The following is an 11,813-nucleotide window of genomic DNA, read 5'->3' as shown; positions in this document are numbered from 1 at the left end:
CCACTTTAAATGATAATGATTTTCATTATCATTTGTCAATATAAATTTACTTGTTTAAACAAGTATTTGGGCAATAAACATTTATTTTAAGTTATTTCTTATTTTATCAAGCACCGCCAGACAGATTTCCATGTCGTGTTCACTAATCTCTGCTGAAGCATCCGCAATGGTTTGACTTGCTAACCCCTCGAGCTCAGATTGAAGATCTTTCATTGCTTCAGTCAAAAAAATCAGGTTGATGCGCCCATCACTTTCGTGCGGAACTCGTTTCACCAGCCCGCGCTTGATCATATTATCAATAAGCCGTGAAACACTTGGCTGATCTCTTTCATTAAGCAGAGCCAGCTGATTTTGCGTTTGGCCATCCTTTTCATAAAGTCTGCACAGGATTTGCCACTGTTCATACGTAACGGAATAGTCTCTTAAGTTTTGATTTAAACGGCTGCATATTAGCCTTGAAGCATGGAACAGCTTATATCCGAGTGAGTTGTCCAAATAATATTTAGTGTTCATAGCTACACTCTCCTTTTACAGTCTGTCCACAAATAATGGTAGTGTAAGAAGCTAGTTTATGCAAGCATTTTCATAAGAAAAGCGGAATCGCCCGTTTAGCTCTGGCATGACAGATAAGGATCCGACAGTAAAGTCAGGGTTTGACTTTTCGCCGGATCCGTTCTGGCCGAGGAGCTGGACGGTGAAGCTAGACATAAATACTTGATAACTATATAAAAGCAGTACCAGGCAGGCACTCCTTTTTGATTATTCTTATTTAGCTTTCTCAAGATTCAGATCCCAGATCATTCCGAATGTATCCTTCACCTTAGCATAAGTGGCTCCCCAGAATGTATCCTGAAGCTCCATCAAAATCGTGCCTTTTTCAATTAGAGCACTGTAAACGGTTCTGATTTCATCCTCCGATTCAAACTCCAGCACCAATGATAGATTGTTGCCGGTTTCAACTGTATTGCCAGGAAAAGCATCTGAAATCATTAGAAGCAGATCATCTTTTTTCAGGCGGGCGTGCATGATCTTATGTTCAGCCTCAGGAGGAGCCGGATAATCGGCTTCGCCATACGTCTGCATCTCTGCAATCTCGCAGCCGAAAACTCCTTTATAGTACTCCAGCGCTTCTTTCGCATTCCCATTAAACATTAAATAAGGTGTTGCTTGATGCTTCATACACAAACACTCCTTTAAAATGGAAGATACTGTCATTATTGTGGACAGCTTCCTAATACTCAATCGGATAATTGTCTGAAGAATAAGAAAACGTATAGAAAATGTTCACAAAGATACGACATCTTTTTGTCAAATGCTCCCGACTATTACTTTCCAGTACAAATAACTGTTAATATGTTAGATAATCAAGTATGTTAGTATGAGTTTGGATTAAGAAAAGCGCAATCGCCCGTTCAGCTCAGGCATGATAGATAAGAATCCGGCAGAAAAGTCCGCTTTTGACTTTTTTGACGGATTTGTTCTGGCCGAGGAGTTGGGCGATTACGCTCGCCATCAATGCGCAAAACTTTATACTTTCTTATCTCTTTAAAAAAGAAAAGGAGAATTGTGATGAAAAGTACAGAGGTAATCGTAGAGGATTCTCTTTCTATAAAAAGCATCTTTTCTTGGAGTAATTTTAAGGCTATCGTCAAAGACGGCATTGTGAAATCAAACCTACTAGGTATGTTTGCCGGCCTTTCAGTAGCATTGTCTGTATATAATGTCAGTTTTGTGGATAATATTCTAGTCGTCATTCTTGCTCTTCTAGGTACAGCAGCTGTTGTAGGCGGTGCCGGTGCGATTAATAACTATTACGACCGCGATATCGATTCTCTTATGAAACGCACGATGGAGAGACCAACAGTTACAGGATCCATCCATCCCAAGTTTGCTTTATGGCTTGGCACCGCTCTTTCAATAAGCGGAATTGTGTTTTTGTTCTTGATCTCACCTTTAACGGCTTTTATTGGAGCTCTTGGATTATTTTTATACCTTGTCCCTTACACAATGTGGACAAAAAGAAAAACCATTTATAACACGGAGGTAGGAAGCTTATCCGGCGCCATTGCCCCTCTAATTGGCTGGGCAGCAATTTCGCCTGACATGTTCCACCCTGCAGCACTTGGACTATTCGTTTTAATGTTTTTATGGCAGCCTCCGCATTTCTATGCGATTGCCATCAGACGTTTAGAAGATTACAAGAATGCAAGCGTTCCGATGCTTCCGGTTGTAAAAGGAACACCGCGTGCTAAAATTCAAACAATCGTTTATTTAATTTTGCTGCTTGCATCATCATTCCTGTTCTTATCGTTCAGCAAAGTTGTCGCTTTCTCCATGTTCGCCCTGACGCTTGCCTGGATGCTTGCCGGAATCATCAGCTTTAAAAAGATGGATGATTACAAATGGGCAACGATGATGTTTATCTTCTCACTCAATCATTTAACGATCATTTTCACTATGCTAATTATTGTTTCTTTTCTATAAGAAAAGCGGAAGCGCCACGAGTACTCAAAACTTTATATTTTGCAATAACTAAAAAAGTCAGCCCTTCAGCTGGCTTTTTTCTATTCAGTCATGACGCTCCATCCATCTGCATAGCCGCCAAGCGGCTTAGTAATCGCATCAAGCTTCTTTTGCATGGCCACAATCTCATTATGCTTTAAATGCATCTTAACGGAGCCAAAGCATGTCCATTCTTCCACATCATCGTCATACTCCATCATGAATTTGTAGCCTTTATCAGAGAGTGCCTTTACAATAGCTTCTCCGTTCTCCTGATCCGGAACCGCCACATAAAAATCAATCATATGAGGCTTCTTAAAATTAAGACCCTCTTTATACAGCATACTCAGTACTTTTCCATCCTCATCCTTTGGAAAATTCACAGTATCTCCTCCTTTTTATAAAAAGTGCATCTTCATTATCTTATAACAATCTAAAATTGCAATCCCCATCTAAAGTCTGAGAAAATGGCAGCAAGAGGAACTCCATAAACGAATACAGTTTAACGAAATGTATCAATTATATTCTGATGTACCAAGGAAGAAAGTATGCGCGGACTTTATTTTATTTAAGATTTGCATATGAAACGAGAGCTCAGCCAAAAAACGGCTGAGCTCTGTTTTTACTTCTTATGATTATCCGCGTAAATAGCCATTGCATCTCTCATATATGCAGCTAACCCTTCACCGAACTTATCAATGTTTTTCGTAAACCGTTCATCATCCACATACATTTGTCCGAGTCCTTTAAAAGCATCAAGCGAATAATCACCAAATTCATTCAGCATTACATACCATTCTCCGATTGCAGCCTGCGACTCTTCAGATGAAGGTGAATCGTAACGAAGATCTGCAAGCTTTCTATAGAGATTATTAAAATTTTCCTGCATCTCTATAGTCATGCCTGCTGCTTTTGCGTTAGCCTTATCAACCGCCTCGTCGCCCCAGCGTTCACGAGCTTCCTGCTCATAAGGATTTTGACTGAAGTCAAACCCTTCAAATTTTTCTTTCTGTGACATCTCAATTTCTCCTTTCGCATGTTTTATTGTTTTCTCAACTGTTGCAATCATCTGATCAAGCCGGTTCCGCTTCTCAAGCAGCATTTTCCTGTGCAGCCTGAGCGCTTCTTCCCGGTCAAATGAAGGACTGCTGATGACTTCTTTTATTTTCTTTAAAGGGAAACCAAGCTCTTTAAAAAATAAGATCTGCTGCAGCGTTTCGAGATTTTCATTGGAATAAAGCCGGTATCCAGAATCAGTTACCTTATCTGGCGTTAACAATCCGATTTCATCATAATGATGCAGTGTGCGCACACTAATTCCAACTAAATCCGCGACCTCTTTTACTTTCATAAGCTGTCAGCCTCCCTTCACCATTAACTTTAAGGTATGACGTAACGTCAGAGTCAATCGATTTTTTAAGTTATTTTATTGGGGCTGATTCCCTTAATATTGGAATTGTGCCTCTTCGGGGTGCCATAGCAGCACTATGATTTCCTAAGTTACTATTTCGTCTTTTCAGGGTATCATAGCCGTCCTTAGGTACCAATTTCATCATTTTCAACACACCATACACTCCAATAGTTTACACCGATACAAAAAACACTCAAACAATAGTTTGAGTGTTTATCTGGCAGCTTATACCGCCTCTGTCTCCCACTTCTTCTCATCCTGCACAAACAGAATGCCAAGCTCGTGGTGTTCGCCTTTGTAAACAGCTCCCTGGACGTAGCGGATCTCTCTATTTAAGCCGATGACTTCCATTTTGCAGAAAGCACCATTAATTTGCAGAGCCTGGTAAAACTCATCGACCGTTTTGACCGAGGCTCCATTTGTTTTCATAATGATTTCGCCAACTTCAAGCTCAAGCTTGACGGCAGGTGAATGCGGCAAAATGCCAAGCACCATCAGGCCATGATCCCGCTTTGAGAAATAGAAAGCTGCAGAATTATCATTCATCCGCTGCCGGACGGTCAAAAATTCCCTGCCTATGATGGCAAGCAGAGCTGCTGCAAATGCAAGCGGCATAAACCAGACACTTGCGACCGCCGCGGCAAAAATCATCAATCCAAGCCAGATGACGCGCTTAGACGTGACCATAATACTTTCTTGAGGCAATGAACCCTGAACTCTTTGATGAAAACCAATGATATAAGGAATGAATACAAAAAGAAACGGCTCATCTCCGATTGTCAATACCGGCCACCACGACAGGCTTTCCGTTAAGGATCCTCCTGGAATGAGTAAAAACAGCGGCAGCAGCCATGTGCGATTTGCAACGTGATTCCCGATTGGAAGACCCCTGCTGCTTTTTAATAGAAACGGAGACGTCTTTATATGAGCTGTCCGATAAGCAAGGACACCCTCCGCAATCATAAGCAGTCCCATTAAAATAGCAAGTAAGGAAAAGCTTGTCTCATTTAGATCTGGTAAAAAAGAGACAGCATCTGCCTGCATCAAAAGAAATACCGAAAAAATTGTTAATCCCATTGTGTAAGCCGGCGAAAGAAAGCGCAGCTGAAAAGTAAGAGACAGAATAACTGTCACGGCTGCCAGCAGGATGATTGAACCAAGAGGCATCATCATGCCAAGTACAAATGTCACTGCAGACAAAAGAAGACCTGTAAGCAGTCCTTTTGAATATGTAAACCGTACTTCTTCATAGATATCTTGAATTCTTGTATGGAAGGATTTTCGCTCCCGCTTTATGCGAATAAATCCAAGCACAAGTGAATAAATAAGGAAAAAATAAACGAGAGGATGAATAAAAAACCTTCCCATTGCCAATAGAAATTCTAGCAACCAGTTTTCGAGCAAACTTCATACACCACCTTGATTGCTTTCGTCAGCTTAGTAAGTAAACGATTAATGCTATTTTATCAGATATAGAATAGGATGAATATCTTATATTGACCGAGTTTACTTTAATTTGCTCCAAAGATGCAAATTCGACAGTGAAAAATCAAGGAGTGAGTCGTCTACTTTAATATCCAGCACTTCTTCAATCAGCTGCATAGACCGTTTTATATCCGTGAGGTTTAACGAAAGACGCTTGTAGTTCTCCGTTAAATAGTGAAAGTATTCTTGAATGCAAACTTTATCGATTTCCTGCAGTCTCTTAACGTCTGTGTAGTTTGCCAAGTACATGCAGAACAGCTGAACCCATTTGCTGACCTTCGCATGTGAGGAATTTGCAGTTTGTAGTCTTTCTTTAAATTCTTCTGTCAACTGTCGATAAGTTTGTTCTCTCATCACACTTGCCCTTTTTTTCAATTGATCTCCCCATCTTTCTGTTTTTAGAGTGTGTTGTAGAACAGTACTTCCATCGTAAAACTAATATCCCAATTTATCAACTAGCTAAAGTTTCATTTTTTTGTGCGCGAAAAGTCGGTACTAATTATAAAAATACGGAAATTCTTTCTGATTTTCGTCGTTATTCTCACAAAAAAATAGAAAATCGTCCTAAATGTAGTTAATTTGTCAGGAAATTCCATAAAAATAGAGCCAGCTCACTAGTTTGCAAGCTGGCTCTACTATTTATTTGGATAATGTTTCAATCGCTTTCTCAAGCTGAAGATCATGTTTTCCATTTAAACGCTGTTCAGAAACTTTTTGATTAATGGCCTCTGCTGTTTGAACATCAATATTTCCAGTAGCCGAAAGCTTGTTTTTCTTTTGGAAATCCTTGACGGCTTCAGCCATTTTCTTGCCGAAATATCCATCTTCTCTTCCTGGGTCATAGCCTAATCCTTTTAAAAGAATCTGCGCTATTTTGATTTGCTCATCATTCATATCAACAGCGAGCGGTTTTTCCAGCTGGATCGGTGCAGTTACAAGGTGCTTAGGCTGTGAAACCTTGATTGTTGGTTCAACACCTTTTTTATGGATCCAGTTTCCTTCAGGTGTCAGCCATTTATAAAGGGTCAGCTTGATATTGCTTCCGTCGCCCATAGGAACAGCCTGCTGAACAGTGCCTTTTCCAAAAGAGGTCTCTCCAATAATCTCATACTTTCCGGCTTCCTTTAAAGCTCCTGCCAGAATTTCAGAAGCAGATGCACTTCCTTTATCAATCAGGACTGTAACAGGATAGTCTTTTTTCTGAGTCAAATTGGAGAAATAGCGTTTCTTATCGCCGTTGCGCTCTTCAATTTGAATGTATGGCTGATCCTTGGTCACAAATTGTTTCAGAATTTCTTCCACACTTTGCAAATATCCGCCCGGGTTTCCGCGAACATCGATGACCAGTCCTTTAATGTTTTTTTGCTCAAGTTTTGTTAATTCCTCTGTGAAATCGTTAGCTGTATCTTCGGAGAAAGAGGTGATTTCAATATAGCCGTATTTCGATTTCCCTTTTGTTTTAACAGAACTGAATACCGTTTCAATCGGAATTTCGTCCCGTGTCACATCAAAGCTCAGTTTTTCTTTTGAACCGGTCCGCAGCACTTCAATTTTAACCTTTGTTCCTTTTTTCCCGCGGATTTTAAGGACGGTATCGTTGAGGTCGCTGCCGACTACAGGCTCACCATCAATGCTAATGACCTGATCATTCGGCTGCAGCCCTGCTTTTTCTGCAGGTGAATTTTTAAATGGAGAGACGATAATGATTTTACCGCCATCCATTCCCACCTCTGCACCGATCCCTTCAAAAGAAGAATCAAGACTATCGGAAAATTGCTTGGCTGTTTCTTTATCCATATAGACAGAATAAGGATCATCGAGAGTGGTCAGCATGCCTTGAATCGCTCCTTCAAGCAGCTCCTCCTCGTCTACTTCCTCAACATATTTGCTTGAGATTAAGTCATAGGCCTGTTTCACTTTTTCGAGACCTTCTACTTCTTGATCCCGATCTTGCTTTAATACATCTGTCACAGCAGGAACGGCAAGCTCTTCTGCTTTTGTATCCTGCTGATCATGTTCCATAAACTGCATGCCGGCGTACATGCCGCCCGCACCCAGTGCCATTGAGAGAGCCATCATAAGAGCTGTGACTTTTTGCTTCATCTTGTTCCTCCTTCTAAAGGTTAACTTCGTTATGTACGATCTTTACAAATAAACTCGTATCTCTAGTATATGTGAAAAAAGGATAAATCATGTAGGACAAGATGGTTTCACTTAAAAATAAAGGAACATGAAAAAAGCTAATCAAAAATAATTTGTGTTCTTGAAGTTGTACTTGGGAAATCAATTTGTAATTTTGATATCCTATGATGCACTTTTTCTCCAGGAAAGGCGAGTTTTTTCTTCATTCTCCGCTTTGACGCACTTTTTTCTAATAGAAAGTGATTTTTTTGTTCCATTCGATGCCTTGACGCACTTTTTTCTACAGGAAAGCGATTTTTCTGCTCCATTCGACGCTTAGACGCACTTTTTTCTACACAAAGATGATTTACTTGCTCCATTCGACGCTTAGTATGGAAAGTAGACACACCTATTAGTGATTATGTGTAAATACGAATTATCCTATAATTTCCTAAACAACAAAAAAACTCCTAAAACATAATGTTTTAGGAGTTTGGTTATTATTGTAAGAACTGCATTGGGTTAACTGGGTTTTTCCAAGCACCATCGTGAATTTCGAAGTGAAGATGCTTGCCTGTTGAACGGCCAGTGTTACCCATGTAGCCAAGCTGCTGACCTTTGCTGACAGATTGTCCGCTGCTTACATGGCGCGCTTCTAAATGTGCATAAACAGTTGTGTATACTTTACCGTCGATGTTATGTGAAATGAAAACAGCATTTCCATAGCTGCTTGAGTAGTAAGAACGGATAACCGTTCCTGCTGCTGCTGCTACAACTGGTACATTGCTTGCTCTGTTTGCAATATCAATACCAGCGTGCAATTTACCCCAGCGATGGCCATATCCAGATGTAAATGTACCTTGTGCAGGCCACATGAACTTGCCGCCAGTTACTGCCGGTGCAGGTGCCGGTTCTGGTTCCGGAGCAGTTGCTGTTGATTCATTTGAAGAACTGTTAGATGAAGCTGCTGCTGGCTTACTAGCCGCTGCTTTTGCTGCTGCCGCTTTTGCATCAGCTTCCTGCTGTGCACGTGCAGCTGCTTCTGCTGCTTCGCGCTTGCGCTGTTCTTCTACTTGTTTTTGACGTTCCATTTCTTTTTGAATTGCTGCTTCCTGCTCTTTTAAGAATGCTGATTCATCTTCTAACTCATAGATTGCTGCTTCTGTTTCCTGATGCTGAGCTTTAACTTGCTCAATTAATTTGCCTTTTTCTGCTGCTTGCTGTTTTAACTGCTGTTTTAATGCTTCTAACTCAGTTAAAGCTGTTTCAAGCTTCTGAAGCTGGCTACTTAGTTCTGCTTCACTTTGCTCTAGAAGTTTTTTGTCTTCCTCGTGGGCTTTGATAATTTCTTTATCTGCTTCGACAATCGTTGTTACAGCACTTACGCGCGTAACAAGGTCACCGAAATCCTGAGCACCTAGTAGCACATCTAAATAGCTTACTACACCGCCGCTCTCCTGTAGAGAACGTACACGGTCCTCTAGAAGTAGATTACGCTTTTTAATACGCTCTTTTACTTCTGCAATTTGAACCTTTAATTCTTCAATCTTTTGTTTCGTTTCATCGATTTCAGCTTGACGCTCACGGATTTTCTCATTTGTATCCGCTGTTTGCTTATCAAGTTTTTCAATCTCGTTATTTAAGCTTTTCTCTTTTTCTTCAAGCTTTGATAACTCGCCTTGCTTTTCTTGGATGTTTGAATCTACGCCTGAACGCTCATTTTGAATATCTGCTTTTTTCTTTTCAAGATCAGCGTTTGCATATGCCTTTTCTTGGGTAATTGGAATAATAACAGAGCTTGTCCCTATTAAAGCAGCCAACCCAAGTGATAAGATTTTCTTTCTCACTCTCTAGTTCCTCCCTTTATCTATCATCCTCTGAACGAGGAAACCAGCAATCTATCAGATTGCCAGTTTATACTCTTAAGAACTTTCGGACAGACATTAAACTTCCCCACACTCCGATTAATCCGCCTATTAAGATCAAAATAGCTGATACTTGGAAGACGAATGGACTAAACGGCAGTAATTGAACAAATGAACCTGCAACTTTCGGTTCAACCCATGTATATAAATAGTTGTACGTGGCCATTACGAGCACAATCGGAATAATTGATCCCATAATTCCAAGCAATAAACCTTCAAGGAAGAACGGCCAGCGGATAAACCAGTTTGTTGCACCTACTAGTTTCATAATCTCTATTTCATGCCTTCTGGCAAAAATCGTAATTTTAATTGTATTTGAGATAAGGAACATGGCCGTAAAGACTAATCCGATGATTAACCCGATGCCGATGTTTCTTGAGATTTCAACAAAATTGAATAGTTTTTCTACTTCTTCTTTACCGTACAGAACTTTATAAGCTCCATTAAATCCCTCAATCCTCTTCGCGATTTGAGGGGTTTCACGCGGATCTTCCGTTTTGATGACAATAACATCATTCAAAGGATTGTTCTGTTCAAAAAGCTGATAAGATTTCCCTTGTTCTCCCATGCTGCTGATCAGGTTATCAAGTTCTTTTTCCTTTGGTGACAGTTTTGCTGTTTTAATTCCGCTGAGGTTATCAATCTTGGTCCTCAGCTGCTTTTGTTCCTCGGGTGTGCTTGTCACATCTACCAGCACCCGTATTTCAACGTCCTCTTCAACCTTAGAAGCAAAGTTGTTTAAGTTCATCATAATAACCAGGAACGTTCCGACAAGAATTAAAGTGACAGTTACGGCACTGACTGACGCAAATGTCATCCAGGCATTGCGGCTTAAGCTTTTTAACGTTTCTTTGAAGTGACGCCCAAGGGTTCTAATCATAAATCCCATACTCCCCTCTAGCCTCGTCACGCACAATCTTTCCATCTTCGATCGCGATGACTCGTTTTTTCATGGTGTCTACTATCTCACGGTTGTGTGTCGCCATCACAACAGTCGTTCCTCGATTGTTGATTTCCTCAAAGATGCTCATGATCTCCCAGGAAGTATCGGGGTCAAGGTTTCCTGTCGGCTCATCAGCGATGACAACCCCAGGATTGTTAATAATTGACCGCGCAATCGAAACGCGCTGCTGTTCTCCTCCTGATAACTCATTAGGGAAAAATCTAGCCTTATGCTTGAGCTGAACAAGGTCTAAAACGTCCAGCACTCTCTTTTTGATAATTCTAGGATTCTCTCCAATAACTTCAAGAGCAAATGCAATGTTTTCAAAAACAGTTAACTTAGGCAAAAGTTTAAAGTCCTGGAAAACAACGCCGATGCTTCTTCTTAAATATGGAACTTTCTTTTCCCGCAATTTAGCAAGATTTATTCCATTGATCACGATTTTGCCGTCTGTTGGTCTTTCTTCACGGTACATCATTTTAATAAATGTTGATTTACCAGCACCGCTCGGACCGACAACATAAACAAATTCGCCCTGATCAATTTTTACATTTATTCCATTAATGGCAAGAACGCCATTTGAATACGTTTTAAAAACGTCTGTCATTTCGATCATATTTTTATCACCCAAAGCTGTTTATTTTGTAGATTACGTGGTGTCCGCTGGTTCGTATTGTTTTTAAGAGTGTGTCTCGGAATATGTATCCAATATTTTCATATATTAATAAGATTACCCACAAAAAATATTATAACATCAAAGTTCGGCAAAAATAGACTTAAAAATATTACAGTTTCATTTCAACGTCGTAAATTGTAGAATTTTATCGATTAACAATTGTTTATGGTTCCAATGTTGGAGGTATTGGAAACGCTTTAATGTAAATATTAGAACTTTCCGACTAAAAAGACAATCTATTTTTAGGGATTATATAATGGTAAATTTTTCTGAGTGTCGAAAGGTTTTACTTGCGGATTGGATAGAATTAGGTTAAAAGTGAGGGGATAAAAATAGGAAAACCAGCCATATTTTTCAGGCTGGTCTTAATGGAAGTTACTTTTTCTGCGCAAGCCATTCTGCTACCACAGCTGCGTCTGTTTCATTAATAAGACCTGCAGGCATTCCGCCCTGACCTTTGTTAATGATGCTTTCAATTTTATCTTCATCATATTTAGCGCCTACTTTTTCCAGGCTAGGTGCAGCCCCGCCGCCTTCAAGATTTTGTCCATGACAGCTGATGCAGTTTTGCTGTACGATTTCTTCAGCTTTTGCCGTATCCTTAGTTCCTGAATCTTCTTTAGGCTCTTCTCCGGCATTATCTCCGCCTCCGCATGCAGCGAGCGCTAATGATGTTCCAAATAATAGTGCGAATAGTTTTGTTTTCATTGCCAAAATCCTCCTCAAATAAGGATATAAAATACATTTCTA

The 11,813-nt window shown here is 40.2% G+C and carries 12 protein-coding genes; 1 reads left to right on the top strand and 11 read right to left on the bottom strand.

The features are described from left to right. Positions 1-81 precede the first annotated feature (81 nt). The gene (locus tag QFZ72_RS04055; RefSeq protein WP_307429727.1) at positions 82-513 is read right to left on the bottom strand and encodes a MarR family winged helix-turn-helix transcriptional regulator; all 432 of its coding nucleotides are present in this window, start codon (positions 511-513) and stop codon (positions 82-84) included. A gap of 252 nt (positions 514-765) precedes the next feature. Further along, the gene (locus QFZ72_RS04050; protein WP_307429726.1) at positions 766-1,179 is read right to left on the bottom strand and encodes a VOC family protein; all 414 of its coding nucleotides are present in this window, start codon (positions 1,177-1,179) and stop codon (positions 766-768) included. Positions 1,180-1,569: 390 nt separating this feature from the next. Between QFZ72_RS04050 and cyoE the strand changes: the two genes are divergently transcribed. Next, positions 1,570-2,484, top strand: coding sequence for a heme o synthase (gene cyoE, locus QFZ72_RS04045; RefSeq protein WP_307429723.1), 915 nt, complete (start codon positions 1,570-1,572; stop codon positions 2,482-2,484). An 80-nt stretch (positions 2,485-2,564) separates the two neighbouring features. Here the strand turns inward: cyoE and QFZ72_RS04040 are convergent, their stop codons facing one another. The 9 genes from QFZ72_RS04040 to cccB form a co-directional block, all read right to left on the bottom strand. Then, positions 2,565-2,885 carry a ribonuclease E inhibitor RraB gene (locus QFZ72_RS04040; protein WP_307429720.1) on the bottom strand — a complete coding sequence of 107 codons (321 nt, stop codon included), beginning with the start codon at positions 2,883-2,885 and terminating at the stop codon, positions 2,565-2,567. Positions 2,886-3,124: 239 nt separating this feature from the next. Then, entirely contained in the window at positions 3,125-3,853 is a 729-nt protein-coding gene (locus QFZ72_RS04035; RefSeq protein ID WP_307429718.1) for a MerR family transcriptional regulator, read from the bottom strand. A gap of 285 nt (positions 3,854-4,138) precedes the next feature. Then, the gene (locus QFZ72_RS04030; protein ID WP_307429716.1) at positions 4,139-5,317 is read right to left on the bottom strand and encodes a PDZ domain-containing protein; all 1,179 of its coding nucleotides are present in this window, start codon (positions 5,315-5,317) and stop codon (positions 4,139-4,141) included. Positions 5,318-5,419: 102 nt separating this feature from the next. Beyond that, on the bottom strand, positions 5,420-5,773 hold the full coding sequence (locus QFZ72_RS04025) for a swarming motility protein SwrAA (protein WP_252207555.1): 354 nt from the start codon (positions 5,771-5,773) through the stop codon (positions 5,420-5,422). 264 nt (positions 5,774-6,037) lie between these two features. Beyond that, positions 6,038-7,501, bottom strand: a complete 1,464-nt coding sequence (locus QFZ72_RS04020; RefSeq protein ID WP_307429711.1) for a S41 family peptidase — start codon at positions 7,499-7,501, stop codon at positions 6,038-6,040. 518 nt (positions 7,502-8,019) lie between these two features. After that, positions 8,020-9,366 carry a murein hydrolase activator EnvC family protein gene (locus tag QFZ72_RS04015; RefSeq protein WP_307429708.1) on the bottom strand — a complete coding sequence of 449 codons (1,347 nt, stop codon included), beginning with the start codon at positions 9,364-9,366 and terminating at the stop codon, positions 8,020-8,022. A gap of 67 nt (positions 9,367-9,433) precedes the next feature. Further along, positions 9,434-10,324 carry a permease-like cell division protein FtsX gene (gene ftsX, locus QFZ72_RS04010; protein ID WP_307429705.1) on the bottom strand — a complete coding sequence of 297 codons (891 nt, stop codon included), beginning with the start codon at positions 10,322-10,324 and terminating at the stop codon, positions 9,434-9,436. Then, positions 10,317-11,003, bottom strand: a complete 687-nt coding sequence (gene ftsE, locus QFZ72_RS04005; RefSeq protein ID WP_307429702.1) for a cell division ATP-binding protein FtsE — start codon at positions 11,001-11,003, stop codon at positions 10,317-10,319. The genes ftsX and ftsE overlap by 8 nt, the downstream gene beginning before the upstream one ends. Before the next feature lie 435 nt (positions 11,004-11,438). Beyond that, the gene (gene cccB, locus QFZ72_RS04000; RefSeq protein ID WP_307429699.1) at positions 11,439-11,771 is read right to left on the bottom strand and encodes a cytochrome c551; all 333 of its coding nucleotides are present in this window, start codon (positions 11,769-11,771) and stop codon (positions 11,439-11,441) included. Between the last annotated feature and the right edge of the window lie 42 nt (positions 11,772-11,813).

It is taken from the genome of Bacillus sp. V2I10 (assembly GCF_030817055.1).
Classification (GTDB): domain Bacteria; phylum Bacillota; class Bacilli; order Bacillales; family Bacillaceae; genus Bacillus_P.
This window is presented reverse-complemented; position numbering and strand designations above follow the sequence as displayed.

Coding starts and splice junctions, on each gene's coding strand:
- QFZ72_RS04020 (WP_307429711.1), bottom strand. CDS start 7,501: ATGAAGCAAAAAGTCACAGCTCTTATGATGGCTCTCTCAATGGCACTG.
- ftsX (WP_307429705.1), bottom strand. CDS start 10,324: ATGATTAGAACCCTTGGGCGTCACTTCAAAGAAACGTTAAAAAGCTTA.
- QFZ72_RS04035 (WP_307429718.1), bottom strand. CDS start 3,853: ATGAAAGTAAAAGAGGTCGCGGATTTAGTTGGAATTAGTGTGCGCACA.
- QFZ72_RS04050 (WP_307429726.1), bottom strand. CDS start 1,179: ATGAAGCATCAAGCAACACCTTATTTAATGTTTAATGGGAATGCGAAA.
- QFZ72_RS04055 (WP_307429727.1), bottom strand. CDS start 513: ATGAACACTAAATATTATTTGGACAACTCACTCGGATATAAGCTGTTC.
- cyoE (WP_307429723.1), top strand. CDS start 1,570: ATGAAAAGTACAGAGGTAATCGTAGAGGATTCTCTTTCTATAAAAAGC.
- ftsE (WP_307429702.1), bottom strand. CDS start 11,003: ATGATCGAAATGACAGACGTTTTTAAAACGTATTCAAATGGCGTTCTT.
- cccB (WP_307429699.1), bottom strand. CDS start 11,771: ATGAAAACAAAACTATTCGCACTATTATTTGGAACATCATTAGCGCTC.